Raw genomic sequence first — 20,268 nt, 5'->3', positions numbered from 1 at the left:
GATGCCGATCTGGAAAGCCTCCTTCATCGTCCCCTATTCTGTTGCGGAAATTTTCTCGGAAGCGCTGGAAAGCGCTTTCCTGCCGGAAGCACTCGCCGTCTCGACAAGCGAGGCGCATCCCGGCGAAGGCCCGCTCGTCAAAACGGCCTCCGACTGGAACGAGGTCGAGGCGCATGGTTTCTGGCGCGTCGAAGCGCTTTATGAGGCAGCGCCCGACGCCCAAGCGCTTGCCGCCCTCATCGCGCCAGTCGAAGACGAAACAGGCGTGAGAGCGGAAGAAATCCTCATCGAGCCGATGCCGGAAGTCGACTGGGTGACGAAGTCGCTCGAAGGCCTTGACCCCGTCCGCGCAGGCCGGTTCTTCATCTATGGCAGCCACGACGGCGACAAGGTGCCTGCGGGTATCGTGCCGCTCCTCGTCGATGCGGGCCAGGCCTTCGGCACCGGCCATCACGAAACTACGACGGGCTGCCTCGAATTCATCTCAGAGGTGGTGCGGCCGGGACAGCGCCTCAACGCACTCGATATCGGAACGGGCACGGGCGTGCTCGCCATCGCGATTGCAAAGGTCGCACGCTGCAATGTGCTGGCCTCTGACATCGACCCCGTAGCCGTGCGCGTTACCCGTGACAACGCAAAGAAGAACGGCGTCGCGCCTTTCGTCTCGGCAGTGACGGCCAAGGGCTTCGGCCACCCGGCTCTGCACGCCCGCGCGCCCTACGACCTCATCGTTGCGAACATCCTCGCCCGGCCGCTGGTCTCGCTCGCCCCCGCATTCCGCGCCCATTTGAGGCCCGGCGGCACACTCATCCTTTCCGGCATCCTGCGGACGCAGGAGACCATGGTCACAGCGGCTCTCCGGATGCAGGGGCTTTACCTGCGCTCCCGCAAACCCAGGGGCGACTGGGTAACGCTGAGGATTCAGGGCTAAGGGCCAGTTGCCCACTTCCCTCCCCGCCCCTACATTCAACGCATGTTCCAGATCTTCGACGACATCGCCGACCCGTCGGTCGGCACCGAACGCGCAAGGCGCCTCCGCGAGGAGCTGCGCCGGCGCGGCCTCGATGGATTTCTCATTCCCCGCGCGGACGAGCACCAGGGCGAATATGTCCCGGCCAATGCCGAGCGCCTGCGCTGGCTCACGGGCTTTTCAGGCTCGGCCGGCATGGCCATCCTGCTGCTCGACAAGGCCGCCATTTTCGTCGACGGGCGCTATACGCTTCAGGTCCGCGATCAGGTCGATGTAGCAATCTTCGAGCCGAAGCACCTCATCGATGAGCCGCCGGTCCGCTGGATCGAGCAGAACCTCGTCAAGGACGCGAAGCTCGGCTACGACCCGTGGCTCCATACCGTCGAAGCGGTGGCGCGACTGAAAGCTGCCGCGGAGAAGGCAGGCGCGACGCTCGTAGCTGTCGACGATAATCCGCTCGATGCGATCTGGACCGACCGGCCCGACGCCCCCGCTACGCCCGTCGAGCCCTACCCGATCGAATTCGCGGGCGAGCCTGCCGCCGACAAGATCGGACGCCTAGCCAATTCGCTGATGAATGACGACGTGAGCGCCGTCGTTCTCACTATGCCGGATTCGATCGCCTGGGTTTTCAACATCCGGGGAAGCGACGTTCCGCATACGCCGCTGCCGCTTTCCTTCGCAATCCTTTACGAAGATGGCCGCGCCGATCTTTTCATCGACGAGCGCAAGATCGGTCCGGCGGCGCGCGCACATCTGAAGCCCATCGCCGCAATACATGCGCGCGGCAAGCTCGGTCCTGCGCTTGACGAACTCGGCGCCAGAAAGGCGACCGTCCTCATCGATCCGGCGACCTGCGCCAGCGCGATCTACGACCGCCTCGCCGAAGCGGACGCCGAGGTGAAGCGCGGCACCGACCCTTGCGAATTGCCAAAGGCCTGCAAGAACGACTCGGAGATCAAGGGCACGCGCGCAGCGCATCTGCGCGACGGGCGCGCGCTCACGAAATTTCTCGCCTGGGTCGGCACGGAAGCACCCAAGGGCGGCATCGACGAGATCGCTGCCGCGAAGCAGCTCGAAGCATTTCGTACAGAGACGAACGAACTGCGCGACTTGAGCTTCGATACGATTTCCGGCACAGGCGCAAACGGCGCGATCGTTCACTACCGCGTCACCACGGCGACCAATCAGCCGCTTCGGAAGGGTGAGCTGTTCCTCGTGGATTCCGGCGGCCAATATCTGGATGGCACGACCGATGTGACGCGCACCGTCGCCATCGGCGAGGCGTCACCTGAACAGCGCGACCGCTTTACACGCGTACTCAAGGGCCATATCGCCGTCGCCACCGCGCGTTTCCCTGTCGGCACCTCCGGCGCGCAACTCGATGCCTTCGCGCGCATGGCGCTGTGGAAGGCCGGACTCGACTACGACCACGGCACGGGCCACGGCGTCGGGTCCTATCTCTCGGTGCATGAAGGTCCGCAGCGCATTTCGAAAATGGGCACCGTGCCGCTAAAGCCCGGCATGATCGTCTCCAACGAACCCGGCTATTACAAGGCAGGCGCCTATGGCATCCGCATCGAAAATCTGCTGGTGGTGACTCCGCCCTCGATGATCGACGGCGGCGAACGCCCGATGCTCGGTTTCGAAACGCTGACGCTCGCGCCTATCGACCTCAATTGTGTCGAGCGTTCACTTCTCACGCAGGAAGAAGCCGACTGGCTCAATGGCTATCACGCTCGCGTCCGCGATGCGCTGACACCGGGTCTGGATGAGGCGACTATTGCGTGGTTGAAAGACGCGACGCGAGCGATTTGATCGTCGATTACCATCTATTCGTCATGGCCCGGCTTGACCGGGCCATCCACGTCTTCCCTTAAGCGACGAAGGCACAAAGACGTGGATACGCGGGTCAAGCCCGCGCATGGCGATCAAGAGAGCAGCGGCGCTACCCGCCCGCCATCTCCATCCATTCGTCCTCGGTAATCACCTCAATACCAAGTTCGGCTGCCTTGGCGAGTTTCGAACCAGCGCCGGGACCAGCGACGACGAGATCGGTCTTCGCAGAAACCGAACCCGCGACCTTCGCGCCCATCTGCTCCGCACGCGCCTTCGCTTCCGAGCGCGTCATGCGTTCGAGAGAGCCGGTGAAGACAACCGTTTTTCCGGCAATGGGTGAGGATGTCTCCTGCGCAGGCAACGGCACCGCCGTGACGCCCGCCTTCTGCAATGCCTTGAGCGCCTCGCGATTGTGCTTTTCGGCGAAGAAATCCACGACGGCCTCGCCGAGCACCTCGCCCACACCATCAATCGCCATCAGCTCGCGCCATGCGTCGCTGTCGTGGTCGGCGGCCTTCTCCATCTCTTCGACAAAATGTTCGAGCGTTCCATAGGCGCGTGCGAAAAGCCGCGCATTGGTCTCACCGACATGGCGGATCCCCAGCGCAAAGATGAACCGGTCGAGGTCGACGGCGCGGCGGCTGTCGATAGCCTTGAACAGATTGGCGACCGATGTCGCGCCCCAGCCCTCGCGATCCTTGAGCCGTTTCAAGCTCTTCCTGTCGCGCTCTTCCAGCGTGAAAATATCGGCGGGCTGGCGGATAAGTTCGTCTTCGTAGAAAGACGCGATCTGCTTTTCGCCAAGCCCTTCAATATCGAAGGCATTGCGCGACACGAAATGCCGTAGCCGTTCCATCGCCTGCGCGGGACAGATGAGGCCGCCCGTGCAGCGGCGCACGGCGTCAACCTTGCCGGTCTTTTCATTCGTCTCGCGCACGGCATGACTGCCGCAAGCAGGGCAACGGTCGGGGAAGTGGAAGTGCCGCGCGTTATGCGGCCGCTTGTCCTCGACGACGCGCACGATCTGCGGAATGACGTCGCCCGCGCGCTGCACGACGACGGTATCGCCTATACGCACGCCGAGGCGCTCGATCTCGTCTTCATTGTGCAGCGTTGCGTTGGAAACCACGACGCCGCCGACTGTCACCGGCGTCAGCCGCGCGACCGGTGTCAGCGCGCCGGTGCGGCCAACTTGAATATCGATATCCTCGAGCACCGTCGTCGCCTGTTCGGCCGGGAACTTATGGGCCAGAGCCCAGCGAGGCGAGCGCGAGACGAAGCCCAGGCGCTGCTGCCAGTCGAGCCGGTTCACCTTGTAGACCACGCCGTCTATGTCGTAGCCGAGCTTCGCGCGGTTCTCTTCAATCTCGTGATAGAAGGCGAGCAATTCCTCCGCCGACGTACAAACCCGGAAGAAGGGATTGACCTCGAAGCCCCAATGCCTGAACTGCTCGATCATGCCGGAATGCGTATCGGCGGGAACCTCGCTTGCGTCACCCCAAGCATAGGCGAAATAGCGCAGCGGCCGCGAGGCCGTCACCTTCGGATCGAGCTGGCGCAGAGAACCCGCCGCAGCATTGCGCGGATTGGCGAAACGTGGCTTGCCGGCCTTCTCCTGCCGCTCGTTCAGCGCCTCGAAATCCTTGTGGCTCATATAGACTTCGCCGCGCACCTCGAAGACGTCAGGAACGGTTCGACCCTTCAGCTTCTGAGGCACATCGTCGATCGTCTTCAGATTTTCGGTGACGTTCTCGCCTTCGCGCCCGTCGCCGCGCGTCGCGCCAACCGTGAAATGTCCATGCTCATAGCGCAAGGCCGCGGACAGACCGTCGATTTTCGGCTCCGCGGTCACCTCGAGAACGTCGTCATCCTTGAGGTTCAGAAAACGGCGAATGCGGTTCCAGAATTCGGTGACGTCCTCGTCGGTGAAGCCGTTGGAGAGCGACAGCATCGGCACCTTGTGCACGACCTTGCCGAAAGCTTCGGATGGCGCGGCGCCTACGCGCCTCGAAGGGCTGTCCTCGCGGACAAGTTCCGGATAACGCTTCTCGATCCAGTCATTGCGCCTGCGGAGCGCGTCATAGGCGGCATCGGAAATTTCCGGTGCGTCCTTGCGATAGTAAAGCTGATCGTGATGCGCGATCTCCTTGGCAAGCCGCTCCAGCTCCGCGGCAGCTTCCTCGAAGGTCAGCTTCTCCACGGGTTTATCGTTGGCGCTTTCTGTCACGGGTGGCTCTCAATCAGTCTGTCGGCGGCGGCGCGGGCTTCGTCCGTCACCGTCGAGCCCGCAAGCATTCGGGCAATCTCCTCGCGACGCTCCTGCCGGTCGAGCACATCGACGCGGGTCGCGACCCTCGCGGTCTTCGACTTCGCCTCTCCGCCCTTGGAGATACGCAGATGATGTTGAGCGCGAGCGGCAACTTGCGGCGAATGCGTCACGACGAGAATTTGCGCGGCTTTGGCAAGTTCCGCAAGGCGCAAGCCCACCGCTTCGGCGACCGCGCCGCCGACCCCGGCGTCGACTTCATCGAAGATCAGCGTCGGCGCACTTCCGCGGGAGGCGAGCGCAACCTTGAGGGCGAGCACGAAACGCGATAGCTCACCGCCCGACGCAATCTTGATCAGCGGCCCGAGCGGCGCGCCGGGATTGGTGGAGATGAGGAAGGAAACACGGTCGAGCCCATCGGGGCCTGCGTCTTCCGGCTTCAGCACCACGACCTCGGTCTTGAAGGTCGCCTTGTCGAGCTTCAGCGGCTTCAACTCCCGCGCGACTTCCTGATCGAGCTTCGCGGCGATCTTCCGCCGCGCGGCGGAAAGCACCTCCGCGGCTCTCATATAAGCGGCGCGGGCTTCGTCCGCTTCCTGCGACAGTCTGGCGAGTGTCGCTTCGCCGCCCTCGATCTCGGTGAGTTGCGCGCGCAGGCGATCGGCAAGCGCGGCGAGATTGTCCACCGCGACATTGTGTTTGCGGCCTGCGGCGCGGAGCGCGAAGAGACGCGTCTCGACCCGTTCAAGCCGCGCGGGATCAAACTCCAGCGCGCGCATGGCGCGTTCGATCTCGTCGCGCGCGTCGGCGGCTTCGACGAGTGTGCGATCAAGCGCGGCAATGCCGGCATCGAGACGTCCGCCAGCCTGATCGGCCGCACGAGCAAGCCGCCTGAGCGCCTGATTGAGACGCGCTTCAAGCCCGCCATCTACTGACAATGCGTCCTGCGCCTCGGCGAGATCGGCGGCGATCTTTTCCGAATGCATCATCAGCGTACGTTCTTCCGCGAGACTCGTTTCCTCGCCCGGCTCCGGTGCGAGTTCATCCAGCTCACCAACGACGTGACGGAGATAATCCTGCTCCGCCCGAGCCTTCGCCAGCGAGGCTTCGTGCTCCGCATAAGCGAGCCGCGCTTCGGCGGCAGCGCTCCAGAGCTTGCGGACTTCCGATGCCTTCGCTTCAAGGCCGCCGAACGCATCGAGCACCGCGCGGTGGCCCGAGACATCGAGCAGGCCGCGCTCGTCATGCTGGCCGTGAATTTCAACAAGCTCGTCGCCCACCTGACGCAGGAGGCCAATGCTCACCGGCTGATCGTTGACGAAGGCGCGCGTGCGCCCGTCCTTCGCCTGCACGCGGCGGAGAATGATGTCGCCTTCGGCGTCGAGGCCGTTTTCGCGGAGGATGGCGCGCGCAGGATGGTCGGCGGCAAGATCGAAGACAGCGGTGACGCTGCCCTGCTCTGCGCCCTGGCCGACAAGGCCCGCATCGGCCCGCGCACCGATGGCGAGGCCGAGCGCGTCGAGAAGAATGGACTTACCCGCACCGGTTTCGCCTGTGAGCGCGCAAAGGCCGCGCGCAAGCGCCAGATCCAGACGGTCGATGAGGACGATATCTCTGATCGACAGCGCCGATAGCATGAGGACGAGCCTCTAACTAAAAGACCGTGTGCCAGGCCTTGCTGATCCAGGAACCCTTGTCTTCTTCGGGCTTCAATCCCTGGCCCGCCAGAAGCGCGTAGCTGTCCTGATACCAGTCGCTGCCCGGATAGTTGTAGCCGAGGATCGCCGCCGCGGTCTGTGCTTCCGTCTTAATGCCGAGCGAGAGATAGGCCTCGACGAGACGATGCAGCGCCTCGGGCACGTGCGTCGTCGTCTGGTATTTCTCGATCACCACACGGAAGCGATTGATAGCCGCGATATATTCGCGCCGCTTCAGGTAGTAGCGGCCGATTTCCATTTCCTTGCCGGCAAGGTGGTCGCGCGTCAGGTCGAGCTTCAGCCGCGCATCGCGCGCATATTCGCTCTGCGGAAAACGCACCGACAGGACAGTGAGCGCAGCAAGCGCATTTTCGGTCATCTGCTGGTCGCGGCCAACGTCCGAAATCTGCTCGTAGTAGCAGAGCGCGATCAGATAATAGGCATAAGCCACATCCTTGCTGCCGGGATGCAGCGAGATGTAGCGCTGCGCCGTCAGGATCGACGCGTCGTAATTGTTGTACTTGTAGTCGGCATAGGCGGCCATGAGCGTGGCGCGGCGGGCCCAGGTCGAATAGGGATGCTGGCGCTCGACCTCTTCGAACTCGTTGGCGGCCTTCGCGTAATCTTCGTCGGCCATGTAGTCCATGGCCTTGTTGTAGATCTGCTCGACCGGCCGCTCCTCATAGGGCAATTCGGCATCGCCCGAGCATCCGCCCAGCAGCGCCATGGAGACGACGACAAACACGCCGGCGACCGCGAGGCGCAATCCGCCCATCCATGCGCCGAGGGCGTCCGCCCGATTGATCCGCGAGATCGAGGTATTCAGAAGAGCCTCACGCATGCCGGTCAAAATCCATTTCGTTCGGTCACCCGGCAGGATTGCCCGAAAAGAGTTTTCGGGACAAGGCCAGATCAAGCGAGTCCGGAGGCTGCCGAAGCGTGGGATCCCCCCTCGTCCAGCCGGGCCAGTGCTCGTTTCTAGCTCAAACGGGCGCGGGAAACCATAGCGAGGCGAGGTCGCAAGGATGAAATGTCTGAGAGAAGCCGCTTACTCGGCCGGGACGGCCCGAAGCCTCTGCGAATCCACGGGCTCGCCGGAGGCAAGGTCCACGATCTCATAGGCCGAGGCATCGGCAAAGAGAGCCCGCAGCACGCGATTGTTCATCGCATGGCCTGCGCGCAGACCCTCGTAGCGGCCGATCAGCGGCGCACCCGAAAGCGCGAGATCGCCCACCGCGTCCAGAACCTTGTGACGCACGAATTCATCGGCGAAGCGCAGGCCCTCTTCGTTCAGAACCTTGTCGCCATCGACCACGACCGTGTTTTCCAGCGATCCGCCGAGGCCAAGCCCCATCTTCCACATCGCCTCGACATCCTTCAGGAAGCCGAAGGTACGGGCGCGCAGAATCTCGTCCTTGAAGGACGGATCGTTGAAATCGGCTTCGATTGTCTCGTGACCGATGACGGGATTGTCGAACTCGATTTCAAACGCCAGCTTGAAACCTTCGCCCGGCAGAAGCGCGGCACGCTTCAGCCCATCCTCGACGATGACCGGCTTCAGGATGCGGATGGCACGGCGCGGCGCGTCGAGCGACTTCAGCCCCACGGCCTCGATCGTCTCGATGAAAACCTGCGAGCTGCCGTCCATGACCGGAATTTCGGGCCCGTTGATTTCGATGAGGAGGTTGTCGATTCCGAGGAAGGAAATTGCCGCCATCAGATGTTCGACCGTGCTGATCGACGCGCCCGCCTCGTTGCGGATCGCCGTCGAGAGCGTGGTGTCGCCCACATGATCGAACCGCGCGGGGATATCCGTCGCAGCGCGGTCCGTGCTGTCGATATCAACGCGGCGGAAGACAATGCCAAAACCAGCGCCAGCGGGGTGCATATCCATCCGGATCATGTGGCCGGTGTGGAGTCCCACACCTTCGATCACCACCGGAGCGGCCAGCGTCGTCTGGGGGCAGGCAGCAGCGATGGCGCGCTCGCGACGATGCGCCCGCGCCTGTTCCAGCATGATGGTTTCGAATTCGGTCTTGCGCACTTTACGAATCCTTTGCCCCCGGAATTTCTAGGCTGGTTCTAACAGCGCCAGAAATCCGTCACAAATAACAAGTTCTTACGGATTGTTACGGTGCAACATGAGCGATAAGCCATTGATTTAAATAACAAAACCTCGCCCGTCTGGACGGCGGTCCAAGCGGACGAGGTTCTGCCGAAAGCGCCCCCCGCGGGCGCAGCCCTTACGGGGCGTCAGTTGGCCTGACGCCTCAGGAAGGTCGGGATTTCAAGCTGCTCTTCTTCATAGGACGGCTGGACCAGCCGGCTCTCTGCGGAAGGCGCCAGGGTCGGCGCAGCCTGCTGCGGCTTCACCTGCTCCTGGGTCTGCGTGCGGAGCTGATCGCGGGCGACAGCCGGCTCCCGGCGCGGCGCGACGGGCTGCTGCGGTTCTTCTTCGCGGCGGCGGCCGGCGCCGGTCAGCCGTTCAAAGAAGCTCGGCCCCTTCTTGGGAGCGCGGCCGTGCTGAACCGGCATGGTCGCGCGATCGCCAACGAAACCCTGCTCCTTCGGCGCCTGGACGCGGTCAAGGTCGCTGGGGATGAAGGGAGCCTTCGGCTCGGCAATGACGGCGGCCGGCGATACCACAGGCTCGTTGCGACGCGCCTGCTGCTGCACGCGCGGCTCGGGCTTGTGAATGATGACTTCCGCCTCGTACTCGTTCAGGTCGTAGCCGCCGACCTTCGGAATCTGCTGCGGCTCGGGCTGATCGAAAGTGAGATCGGCCGTCGGCAGCGCACGGGTCTGAGCCACTTCAGCGGCGGCGGGCTGCATCGGACGAGCCGCCGGCGCCGCGAAGGTCGCGGCCGGCTGAACGGACGCGACAGCTTTCGGCGCAACCTTGGGCGCTTCGACCGGACGCTGCTGCATACGCTCGGCGACTTCGATGCCCGTGGCGACGACGGAGACGCGCATGCGGCCGTCGAGCGCCGGATCGAAGGTCGAGCCGACGATGATGTTAGCTTCGGGATCGACTTCCGAGCGGATACGGTTCGCGGCTTCATCCACTTCGTAAAGAGTGAGGTCCATGCCGCCGGTAATGTTGATGAGAACGCCCTTCGCGCCCTTCATCGACACTTCGTCGAGCAGCGGGTTCGAGATCGCGGCCTCGGCGGCCTCGATGGCGCGCTTCTCGCCGGTCGCCTCGCCCGTACCCATCATGGCCTTGCCCATCTCGTTCATCACGGTACGTACGTCCGCGAAGTCGAGATTGATGAGACCCGGCTTCATCATGAGGTCGGTGATGCCGGCGACGCCCGAATGGAGCACCTGGTCGGCCATCGCGAAGGCATCCGCAAAGGTCGTGTTCTCGTTCGCGACGCGGAAGAGATTCTGATTCGGGATGATGATCAGCGTGTCGACATACTGCTGAAGCTCGCGGATGCCCTCTTCGGCGAGCCGCATGCGGCGCGTACCTTCGAACTGGAAGGGCTTCGTGACGACGCCGACCGTGAGCACATTCTGCTCCCGCGCGGCGCGCGCAATGACCGGAGCGGCGCCCGTGCCCGTGCCGCCGCCCATGCCGGCAGTGATGAAGACCATATGCGCGCCCTGGATGTGTTCGACGATCTCGTCGAGCGCTTCCTCGGCTGCCGCGCAACCGACTTCGGGCCGCGAACCGGCGCCGAGACCTTCGGTGATCGATGCGCCGAGCTGGATGCGCCGCTCGGCCAGCGAGAGCTGCAGCGCCTGCGCATCGGTGTTGGCGACAACGAACTCGACGCCGTCGAGCCCTGCCTGGATCATGTTGTTGACCGCGTTGCCGCCGGCGCCACCCACGCCGAACACGGTGATCCGGGGCTTCAGTTCCTTCGCCTGCGGTACCGTCAATTTGATGCTCATCTCAGCCTCCTCGAAACAAATGGGAAAGTCGGGGTCCGTGCTTCCGCCCTAGCCGGCGGTGCGGCGCCCACCTGACCGGGCGGTGCCGCAAGCCGGCCCAGGCGTCGCGCCGAGCGCCACCGGCTTTTCACCCCTTCAAGTACCCCGCATTCGCGCTGGGCCTGAAAATCGGTCATGCCCATCAAAAGTTCTCCCTCAGCCAACGGCTGATCTTGCGCAGGCTGCCACGCCCTGGCGCGCCTTCACCCTCGCCTTCGCCCCCCGCCGTCTCGAGCGGAGAAATCTGCGAGTAGGTCAGCAGACCGGCGCAGGTCGAGAAGGCGGGACCGCCCGTCGCCTCGGCCAGACCGGTGAGCCGGATGGGCTGGCCCACCCGCACCTGCTTGTCGAGCATGCGGCTCGCGAGCTCGCGCGCGCCGTTCATCTGGCTCGCGCCGCCCGTCAGCACGACGCGGCGACCGGCGAGGCGTCCGTAACCCGAAGCCTCGAGCCTGTCGCGCACCAGCTCGAACGTTTCCTCCAGCCGCGGCTGAATGATCCCGGTCAGCATCGACCGCGGAATGTGATTCGCCGAATCGGCATCGCTCTCACCCACCTGGGGCACATCAATCATCTCTCGTTCGTCCGACGGGCTCGCCAGCGCGCTGCCATAAAGCGTCTTCATGCGCTCCGCATGAGCCAACGGCGTCGAAAGTCCTCTCGCGATATCATTAGTAATGTGATTCCCGCCAATAGACACGGAATCGCAATAGACCATCGCACCTTCGAAAAAGACCGAGAGAGACGTCGTGCCGCCGCCCATGTCGATGACGGCGACGCCAAGGTCCATTTCGTCCTCGACGAGGCAGGCCAGACCGCTCGCATAGGGGCTCACGGCAATGCCGGCAACCGAGAGGTGGCAGCGCTCGATGCAGAGCTCGAGGTTGCGCAGTGGCCCGCGCAGCGCGCTGACCATATGCACATCGACGCCCAGCCGCTCGCCGAACATGCCGCGCGGATCGCGGACGCCACGGGCGCCATCGATGCTGTAATTGGTGGGCAGCGCGTGAAGGACGTCGCGGCCCTCCGGCTGAAAGTTCGTATGCGCATAGCCGATGAGCCGCGTGAGGTCGCCATCCGTAACCTCGGGTCCGGGAACAGCGGCCTTCACGCCGACGGTCTGGCTCTTCGGTTCGGCGCCGGAAACGCCCACGACCACATCGCGGATGGTGACGCCGGCCATGCGCTCCGCCGCATCGACTGCAACGCGGATCGCCTCTTCAGCGGCATCCATGTCGACCAGCGCGCCGGCGCGAATGCCGCGCGACACCTGATGGCCGATGCCAATAACGCGAATGGGCGCGTGGCCATTTGCCATGCGCCCCGGTTCGATCTTTGCGATGAAGCAGGAAATCTTGCTCGACCCGACATCGAGTGCCGCTATCGTGCCTGCTCGGCCCGCTGCGACAGGGCGCCCCTGGAATCCCTTGGAGCCCAGACTGACCATATTCATGTGTTGTCCCCACCGGTCACGAAGCGGGCTTTCACCGCGCCCGTAGTTGCCCCGCCCAAATTTTTCACCGCCCCGCCGTCCTTGCCGCCGATCTTGGCTGCCAGCGCATTGCCCCGCTCAGCCATTGCATCTGCCGTCAAGGCGACGCTCACGCGATCCGGCAGTCTCAGGTCAACTGATTCGATATCGCGCGAAAGAATCTTATATGTCTGATCGAGGTTGACGAGATCGGCAAGTGCCTTTTCGACGCCAACCTCAGGAAGTTTCACATCGACTCCATTTTCGAAGCGAAGATTCCAGCGACGGTCGCCGACGCGCACGAAAGCGCGCACGCGCGGAAGAAGCTGCGGCTGCGTTTCCTGAATCAAACCAAGGACATCGTGCAGATTGCGCGCGCCGCCGAAGCCGACGACGAAAGGAAGATTGGCATAGGCCTGCGCATTGTCGTCGGTGATCGGATGACCTTCCGTATCGATGACGGAAAGCTCGCCGCCCCGCTGCCAGATGGCAAAAGGCTGGCGCTCGACCACATCGATTCGAATCGCATGCGGCAAAAGCCGGGTGACGGTCGCCGACTTGACCCAATCCACGCGCTCGACGCGCTGGCGGGCGGCCTCCGTGTCGACGCCGAAGATCGGGTCGCCGCGCGTGACGCCAAGAGCCGTCAGAAGGGCCTGAGGATCTGCGTGAGTCCGGCCGGTGACGGTCACGTCCTCTATGCTGAAGCCAGCCAGCGCCAGCACGCGGTTGCCCTGGAACGCAACCTCGCGGGCGGCGGAAGACACATGGCCGCCGACGAAGAGCCCGTAAAGACCGACACCCAGAATGAGTATGACGGTCGCGACGCTGAAAGGCTTCATTCCCAAGCCGCCTTCGCGCATCTCCTCCAGCCACCGCCTGAAGCCCGATGCCGGACGATCCATCCGACGGCCGAAGCTGCGGTCGGCTGCCGTGGCGCGGCGGCCCGGCGCGATCCTGGAAGGCGCCCGATTCTTCGCCGGCACGGCGCGAACGCCGGTCTTCGAAACCGCCCTGCTCCGGCCTCCGCTCATCGATCGCATGACGCGTCCTCCACCATCCAGCTCACGAGTTCGGCATAGGAATAACCCGCGAGATTCGCAAGTTCGGGCACCAGCGACGTCGGCGTCATGCCCGGCTGCGTGTTCACCTCGAGCAGGATCAGCTCCGGCTTGCCGGGCTTCGTGTCGTCGAAGCGGAAGTCGGCGCGGCTGACGCCCCGGCAACCGAGCGCGCGGTGAGCGGCGAGCGTGACGCGCTGCACCTCCGCGTAGGACTCGGCATCGATCTTCGCCGGGACTTCATGGCGCGAACCGCCGGCAGCGTATTTCGCCTCATAGTCATAGAACTGTGTGTTGGCGAGGATGTCGGTGACGCCCAGCACCTCCTCGCCCATGACGGCGCAGGTAAGCTCGCGGCCCGCGATATAGCGCTCGGCCATCACCATCTCGCCGAGATTCCAGTCGGAAGAGGTGAGTTCCGCCGGAGGCCGATTGTCGCCCTTGCGCACGATGAAAACGCCAACCGAAGACCCCTGGTCGATCGGCTTGATGACGTATGGCGGCTCCATCACATGTCCATGAGCAGCCTCGGTACGGGGCACGACGATGCTTTCAGCGACCGGCAGCCCGGCAGCCCGGAAGACTTCCTTCGCACGCTCCTTGTGCATGGCGAGCGCGGAAGCCAGAACACCGGAATGCGTATACGGAATATTGAGGATTTCCAGCATACCTTGTACGCAGCCATCCTCGCCCCAGCGACCGTGCAAGGCGTTAAAAGCGACATCCGGCTTGATCTTGAGAAGCTGGTCGGCAAGGTCGCGACCGACATCGATCTCGGTCACGCGGTAGCCGCTCTGGCGCAGCGCTTCGGCGCAGCCGCGCCCCGAGGAAAGGCTGACTTCCCGTTCCGATGACCAGCCGCCCTTGAGAACGGCGACATGCTTTTTTGTCATGCCCGTTCTCCGATCCGCTTGATTTCCCATTCCAGGGTCACGCCACTCTTCTCTTTGACGCGCCGACGCACTTCCTCGCCCAGATCCTCGAGATCGGCGGCGCTGGCGTTGTCGACATTGATGAGGAAGTTGCAGTGCAGCTCGGAGACCTGCGCGCCGCCCTTCCTGAGACCGCGGCATCCCGCGGCATCGATGAGCTGCCACGACTTGTGGCCTTCGGGATTCTTGAAGGTCGAGCCACCGGTGCGCGTACGGATCGGCTGCGTCTCTTCGCGACGCGCCGTGATTTCGTCCATGCGCTTCTGGATTTCAGCCTTGTCGCCGGGATGCCCCTGAAAGACCGCCTCGACGAAGATAAGGTCTTCCGGCGCGCCGCAATGGCGGTAGGTGTAATGCATATCGGCATTGGAAAGAACGTGCCGCCTGCCCTGCCGGTCGATGGCGATGGCTTCGACCAGAACGTCCTTCGTCTCGCTCGTATAGGCGCCGCCATTCATGCGCAGCGCGCCGCCGATGGAGCCCGGAATGCCGCGATAGAATTCAAGGCCTGCAATGCCCGCTTCCTGCGCCGCGCGTGCAACCGCGACATCGAGCGCCGCCGTGCCGGCGCGAACGCGATGACCGGACAGCGCCTCGATCTGCGCGAAGCCCTTGCCGCCGAGACGAATGACGACGCCCGCGACGCCGCCGTCGCGGACGAGGAGGTTCGAGCCGACGCCGATCACGGTGACGGGAATATCGGCGGGCGTGCCCGCGAGAAACGATGCGAGATCGTCGGCATCCGCCGGACGGAACAGCACTTCAGCCGCGCCGCCGACGCGGAACCAGGTCAGCGGAGCCAGCGGCGCATGCGCGATGAGTTCGCCGCGCACCTTGGGCAGCCTGTCGATCAGGGAAGATGTTGAGGCGTGGGCCGCCGTCATTTACCTTTCCCCTTCTTCGATTTAACCGGCATCTCTTTCTTGTCGGCCTTCTTGGCCTTCGACTTCTTGCCGAGAGCGGCAAGATCGGCGGGAAGCGCATTCGCCCAATAGGTGATGCTGCCCGCGCCGAGGCAGACAACGAAATCACCCGGCTTCGCCAGTTCGGAAATGAGCTTCGGCAGAGCTTCCGGCGCTTCCAGCGCAATCACATCGCGATGGCCGCGATCGCGCAGGCCCTCGACGAGGGAGTCGCGATCGGCGCCGGGGATCGGCTGCTCACCCGCCGCGTAGACGTCGGCGACGATGACCTTGTCCGCATCGTTGAAGCAGGCGCAGAACTCATTGAAGAGGTTGTGGAGGCGCGTGTAGCGATGCGGCTGCACGACGGCGATGATGCGGCCTTCCGTCGCCGATCGCGCGGCCTGAAGCACAGCCGCGATCTCGACCGGGTGGTGACCGTAATCGTCATAGATGCTGACGCCGTTCCACTCGCCGACATGAGTAAAGCGCCGCTTCACGCCGCCGAAGCCTTCCAGCGCCTTGCGGAACTTCGCCTCGGGAATGCCCATCTGCGTCGCAACGCCGATAGCGGCAAGCGAGTTCAGCATGTTGTGGCGGCCATGCATGGGAAGCTTCACAGCGCCGATCTCGCGGGCCACACCCGTCTTGCGATCGGTGATCGTTACGTCGAAGACGTTAAGCCCCTTCTCCACCCGCGGATTGGTGGCGCGGATATCGGCCTGCGGGCTGGTGCCGTAAGTGATAATGCGGCGATCGCGGACACGGCCGATCAATGCCTGCACTTCCGGATGGTCGATGCACATCACGGCGCAGCCGTAGAAAGGCACGTTCTCGACAAAGGTCAGGAAGGCGTCCTTGGCGGCTTCGAACGTGCCGTAATAGTCGAGATGCTCCGGGTCGATATTCGTGACGATGGCGATGGTCGCCGGAAGCTTGACGAATGTGCCGTCTGACTCGTCCGCCTCGACCACCATCCACTCGCCTTCGCCGAGGCGCGCATTGGTGCCATAGGCGTTGATGATGCCGCCATTGATGACCGTCGGGTCGAGGCCCGCCCCATCGAGAATCGCGGCGACGAGCGAGGTCGTTGTCGTCTTGCCGTGCGTGCCCGCGATGGCGACGCAGGACTTGAGGCGCATCAGCTCGGCGAGCATTTCCGCGCGGCGCACGACGGGCAGGAAGCGCGAGCGCGCTTCGACGAGTTCGGGATTGTCCGCCTTGATCGCCGAGGAGACGACGAGCACTTGCGCGTCGGCAAGGTTTTTCGCGGCGTGGCCGACCATCACCTCGATGCCGAGGCTGCGCAGACGCTTCACATTGGCGCTGTCGGAGACGTCGCTGCCCTGCACCTTGTAGCCGAGATTATGCATGACTTCGGCAATGCCGCTCATGCCGATGCCGCCGATGCCGACGAAGTGGATAATGCCTATGTCGAGTGGCGCTGGGCGCATCAACAGCCTCCCTGCGCAAATAGAAGTGGACCGGGTGATGGGACGTCGTCTTCAGACTCGGTGACGTCCTGAATAGCGTGGAATTCGCCGCGGCCAAGCTTCTCGACAAGGTCGGCGAGCTTGCGGACGGCATTAGGCTGCCCCTGAACGAGCGCGGCCTTCGCGGCGCGGGCAAGCGTATCGGGTTCGGAAAGCAATGCTGCGAGACGGGCGGCCAGTGCCGCTTCCGTGAAGTCTTTCTGTTCGATCATCCAGCCCGCCCCGGCCGCTTCGACCTTCTGGGCATTCGCCTTCTGGTCGTTGTCGAGCGAATGAGGCAGCGGAACAAGGATCGACGGACGACCGATCACGCAAAGCTCACTTACCGTCGAAGCGCCGGAGCGGCCGATGACGAGATGCGCGGCGGCGATGCGCTTCGGCATGTCGTCGAAGAAGCTTTCAAGCGCCGCGTGGATACCCGCGCGGTCATAGGCCTCGCGAACGCGGGAAAGATCCTCCGGCCGCGCCTGCTGCACGACATCAAGACGGGCACGCAACGCCTCGGGCAATTGCCCCAGCGCGGCGGGAACGACATCGCTGAGCACGCGCGCGCCCTGACTGCCACCGAAGACGAGAAGATGGATGCGGTCCGTGGCCCCTGGCGCGGCGTAGGGAGCGCCCGCTTCCGCGATCACCGCATCGCGCACCGGATTGCCGGTGACGACGAGGTGCGATGCGTCGCGGGGCTTCAGGAACTTCGGCGCGGCAAAGGTCGAGGCGACCGCCTGCACATAAGGTGCGACGAGCCGGTTCACGCGGCCAAGCACTGCGTTCTGCTCATGTACGCAGGTGGGAATGCCGCGCAGCAACGCACCCGCCACAGGCGGCAGCGTCGGATAGCCGCCGAAGCCGATGACGACCGAGGGCTCGACGCGGCCCAGAATGCTGAAAGCCTGGCTGATGCCGGAGATGATCGCAGGCGCCGCGCGGAAAAGACCTGAAACCCCGCGATTGGTCGGCGTGGCCGACGGCACCGAGAAGATGTCGGCGCCCGGGAAAAGCTTGTCGAAATGCTGCACACGCTCGTCCGTCATCAGCACGATCTTGCGGCCGCGGCGGCGCAATTCCTGCGCGAGCGCCTGGCCGGGGAACAGGTGCCCCCCCGTACCTCCGGCTGCGATGACGATCGGACCTGAAGGGCGAAGCTTCATGCGTGCACCCTCTTGCCGTTGGGCGGCGTCACATGGCTGCCCGCGCGGCGACGGGTGAGGGCGAGCAACATGCCCATCGTGTAGCCGAGCGCGATCATCGACGAGCCGCCATAGGAGATGAAGGGAAGCGTCATGCCCTTGGCGGGGATGAGGTTCACATTCACGGACATGTTGATGAGCGACTGCAATCCGAATAGCGCGATGAGTCCGCAGGATGCGAATTGGACGAAGAGATCCTGCTCCTCCATGGCGCGGGAAAGCGTGCGCATGACGACGAAGCCGAAGATGCTGATGATGATGAGGCCCGCAACGACGCCATATTCCTCGGCCGCGACAGCGAAGATAAAGTCGGTATGGGCGTCGGGCAGGATGCGCTTCACCTCGCCCTCGCCCGGGCCACGGCCGAAGAAACCGCCAGTGTGGAAGGCGTCAAGCGCGCGGTCGATCTGATAGGTATCGCCCGAATCCGGATTGAGGAAACGGTCGACGCGGCTCGCGACGTGGGGCATCAGCGTGTAGGCGGCAAGCGCGCCGATGATCGCGACGGTCCCGAGCGAAACGATCCAGCGCCACGACAGACCCGCCATGAAGAAGATCGCGCCGAACACCATCGTCACCAGCATCAACTGGCCGAAGTCGGGCTGCATGGCGAGAACGCCGACGACCATTCCGTAAAGCGCGAGCGCGACGATCGTGCCGGGGAAGCCCGGCGTGCGCTGCGCTTCGGCGAACATCCACGAGGCAAGCACGATGAAGGACGGCTTCACGAACTCGGAAGGCTGGATCGCGAGCGGGCCGATCTGGAGCCAGCGATGCGCGCCCTTTACTTCCGGACCGATCACGAGCGTCAGCAGCATCAGCGAGAAGGCGATGAGGAAGCCGACGGCGGCCAGTCGCCGCACCTGCCGGATGTTGAGCAGCGAGACGCCGATCATCACCGCAATGGTGGGCACGAAGAAGAAGAGCTGCCGGTAGACGAAGTGGAAGGGCGGCAGGTGAATGCGCATGGCGACCGCCGGGCTAGCGGCAAGCGCCAGCACGCCGCCGATAAGCATCAGGCAGAAAAGCGCGAACAGCGTCCACTTATCGACGGTCCACCACCATTCGGCAATCTGGCTGCGATTGGTGCGGGCGAGGCGGATCATGCGGAGGCCCTTTCGGAGAGATGCTTCAGCACGAGATCGCGGAACACGTCGCCACGCACCTCGAAGTTCGGATACTGGTCGAAGGAGGCGCAGGCAGGAGAAAGCAATACGACACGCAGATCGCCTTCGGCGGCTTCCGCGTCGTTGGCTGCGCTTTCGACTGCCCGGTCGAGCGTCTGCGAACGCGTGTAACCGACCTTGCCCTCGAGCGTGCGGGCAAACTCGTCGCTCGCCGCGCCGATGAGATAGGCGTGGCGGATGCGCGGAAAGAATTCGGTCAGCGTCTCGATGCCGCCCTCTTTCGACTTGCCGCCGAGAATCCAGTAGATGTCGCGGTAGGTCGCAAGCGCCTTCGAGGTCGCGTCCGCATTGGTCGCCTTGCTGTCGTTTACGTAGCGCACGCCGTCGCGCTCGGCGACGATTTCCATGCGATGCGCAAGGCCGGGGAAGCTCTCGAAGGACGCGAGGATTTTCTCACGCGGGAAACCCAGCGCCCTGCCCGCCGCGTAGGCCGCCGCCGCATTCTGCCAGTTATGCGCGCCGGCCAGCGTACGCAGATCGCGGAAGTCGCCCGCCTTCTGGGTCTGGGTGCCCGTGCTGTCATAAAGCTGGCCGTCGAGCACATAGATGCCGCGGCCCAGCGTCTTGCCGATCGAAACCGGCACAACCTTCTGCACCCGCGCCGCAGAAACCGCGGTGCAGATATCTGACGAATAGCTGTCGTCGACGCAGATGATTGCAGTGTCAGCCGCCGTCTGGTTCGCGAAGATGCGCGCCTTGACGGCGGCATAACCCTCGATCGAACCATGACGATCGATATGATCCGGCGTGATGTTGAGCAGGATCGCGACATTGGGCGCGAAGCCCGGCGCGAGGTCGATCTGATAGGAGGACGCCTCGACAACATAGACGGTGTTCGGCTTCGGCGGATCGAGTTCCAGAACCGGCGTACCGATATTGCCGCCCACCTGCGCGTCCGCCCCGCAGCGCTTCACCATATGGCCGATGAGAGCCGTCGTGGTCGACTTGCCGTTGGTGCCGGTGATCGCGACGATGCGCGCGCCCGTGCCGCTGGCACGGATGGTGCGATCGAAAAGCTCGACATCGCCGATGATCTCGACGCCCGCCGCCTTTGCACGCTTCACCGACCAATGAGGCTCGGGATGCGTCAGCGGCACGCCGGGGCTCAGAACCAGCGCGGCAATGTCGCTCCAGTCGCGCGTCGAAAGATCTTCCACCGCGAAGCCGGCATCCACGGCCTCCTTGCGCTTTGACTCGGTGTCGTCCCAGACGATGACTCTGGCGCCGCCCGCCTGAAGCGCGCGCGCGGTCGAGAGCCCGGATTTCCCGAGCCCGAACACTGCGACGACGCGACCGGCGAAACCGGCGACAGGGATCATGT

Annotated in this window: 15 protein-coding genes; 2 read left to right on the top strand and 13 right to left on the bottom strand. The window is 64.0% G+C overall.

Annotation, left to right across the window (positions count from 1 at the left end; translation table 11 throughout):
• Position 1: 1 nt before the first annotated feature.
• Together ABFC66_RS06695 and ABFC66_RS06690 are read left to right on the top strand one after the other, a co-directional pair.
• On the top strand, positions 2-931 hold the full coding sequence (locus tag ABFC66_RS06695) for a 50S ribosomal protein L11 methyltransferase (RefSeq protein ID WP_346740167.1): 930 nt from the start codon (positions 2-4) through the stop codon (positions 929-931).
• A 42-nt stretch (positions 932-973) separates the two neighbouring features.
• Positions 974-2,788 (top strand): aminopeptidase P family protein, encoded by a 1,815-nt coding sequence (locus tag ABFC66_RS06690; RefSeq protein WP_346740166.1) that lies wholly within the window; start codon positions 974-976, stop codon positions 2,786-2,788.
• A 130-nt stretch (positions 2,789-2,918) separates the two neighbouring features.
• Here ABFC66_RS06690 and ligA read toward each other — a convergent pair whose 3' ends face one another.
• The 13 genes from ligA to murD form a co-directional block, all read right to left on the bottom strand.
• Positions 2,919-5,036 carry an NAD-dependent DNA ligase LigA gene (gene ligA, locus ABFC66_RS06685; protein WP_346740165.1) on the bottom strand — a complete coding sequence of 706 codons (2,118 nt, stop codon included), beginning with the start codon at positions 5,034-5,036 and terminating at the stop codon, positions 2,919-2,921.
• A complete protein-coding gene (recN, locus tag ABFC66_RS06680; protein ID WP_346740164.1) occupies positions 5,033-6,712 on the bottom strand; it encodes a DNA repair protein RecN in 1,680 nt (559 codons plus the stop codon). Before recN ends, ligA begins: the two co-directional genes overlap by 4 nt.
• Positions 6,713-6,728: 16 nt before the next feature.
• Positions 6,729-7,613, bottom strand: coding sequence for an outer membrane protein assembly factor BamD (locus tag ABFC66_RS06675; RefSeq protein WP_346740163.1), 885 nt, complete (start codon positions 7,611-7,613; stop codon positions 6,729-6,731).
• Positions 7,614-7,820: 207 nt separating this feature from the next.
• Complete coding sequence (gene lpxC / locus ABFC66_RS06670; protein ID WP_346740233.1) at positions 7,821-8,825, bottom strand: UDP-3-O-acyl-N-acetylglucosamine deacetylase; 1,005 nt, start codon at positions 8,823-8,825, stop codon at positions 7,821-7,823.
• Between the two features lie 200 nt (positions 8,826-9,025).
• Positions 9,026-10,672: a cell division protein FtsZ gene (ftsZ, locus tag ABFC66_RS06665; RefSeq protein WP_346740162.1), complete on the bottom strand. Its 1,647-nt coding sequence runs from the start codon at positions 10,670-10,672 to the stop codon at positions 9,026-9,028.
• 181 nt (positions 10,673-10,853) lie between these two features.
• A complete protein-coding gene (gene ftsA / locus ABFC66_RS06660) occupies positions 10,854-12,164 on the bottom strand; it encodes a cell division protein FtsA (protein WP_346740161.1) in 1,311 nt (436 codons plus the stop codon).
• On the bottom strand, positions 12,161-13,225 hold the full coding sequence (locus tag ABFC66_RS06655; RefSeq protein ID WP_346740160.1) for a cell division protein FtsQ/DivIB: 1,065 nt from the start codon (positions 13,223-13,225) through the stop codon (positions 12,161-12,163). The genes ftsA and ABFC66_RS06655 overlap by 4 nt, the downstream gene beginning before the upstream one ends.
• Positions 13,213-14,136, bottom strand: coding sequence for a D-alanine--D-alanine ligase (locus ABFC66_RS06650; RefSeq protein ID WP_346740159.1), 924 nt, complete (start codon positions 14,134-14,136; stop codon positions 13,213-13,215). Before ABFC66_RS06650 ends, ABFC66_RS06655 begins: the two co-directional genes overlap by 13 nt.
• Positions 14,133-15,059 (bottom strand): UDP-N-acetylmuramate dehydrogenase, encoded by a 927-nt coding sequence (gene murB / locus ABFC66_RS06645; RefSeq protein WP_346740158.1) that lies wholly within the window; start codon positions 15,057-15,059, stop codon positions 14,133-14,135. Before murB ends, ABFC66_RS06650 begins: the two co-directional genes overlap by 4 nt.
• A complete protein-coding gene (murC, locus tag ABFC66_RS06640) occupies positions 15,056-16,531 on the bottom strand; it encodes a UDP-N-acetylmuramate--L-alanine ligase (RefSeq protein WP_346740157.1) in 1,476 nt (491 codons plus the stop codon). Before murC ends, murB begins: the two co-directional genes overlap by 4 nt.
• Positions 16,531-17,721 carry an undecaprenyldiphospho-muramoylpentapeptide beta-N-acetylglucosaminyltransferase gene (gene murG / locus ABFC66_RS06635; protein WP_346740156.1) on the bottom strand — a complete coding sequence of 397 codons (1,191 nt, stop codon included), beginning with the start codon at positions 17,719-17,721 and terminating at the stop codon, positions 16,531-16,533. Before murG ends, murC begins: the two co-directional genes overlap by 1 nt.
• Positions 17,718-18,866, bottom strand: coding sequence for a putative lipid II flippase FtsW (gene ftsW / locus ABFC66_RS06630; protein ID WP_346740155.1), 1,149 nt, complete (start codon positions 18,864-18,866; stop codon positions 17,718-17,720). Before ftsW ends, murG begins: the two co-directional genes overlap by 4 nt.
• On the bottom strand, positions 18,863-20,266 hold the full coding sequence (gene murD / locus ABFC66_RS06625; protein WP_346740154.1) for a UDP-N-acetylmuramoyl-L-alanine--D-glutamate ligase: 1,404 nt from the start codon (positions 20,264-20,266) through the stop codon (positions 18,863-18,865). Before murD ends, ftsW begins: the two co-directional genes overlap by 4 nt.
• Positions 20,267-20,268: the final 2 nt, after the last annotated feature.

The sequence above is a fragment of the Parvibaculum sp. genome, from assembly GCF_039680535.1.
GTDB lineage: Bacteria > Pseudomonadota > Alphaproteobacteria > Parvibaculales > Parvibaculaceae > Parvibaculum.
Note: the sequence above shows the minus strand (reverse complement) of the source record. Positions and strands in the feature narration are given on the sequence as shown.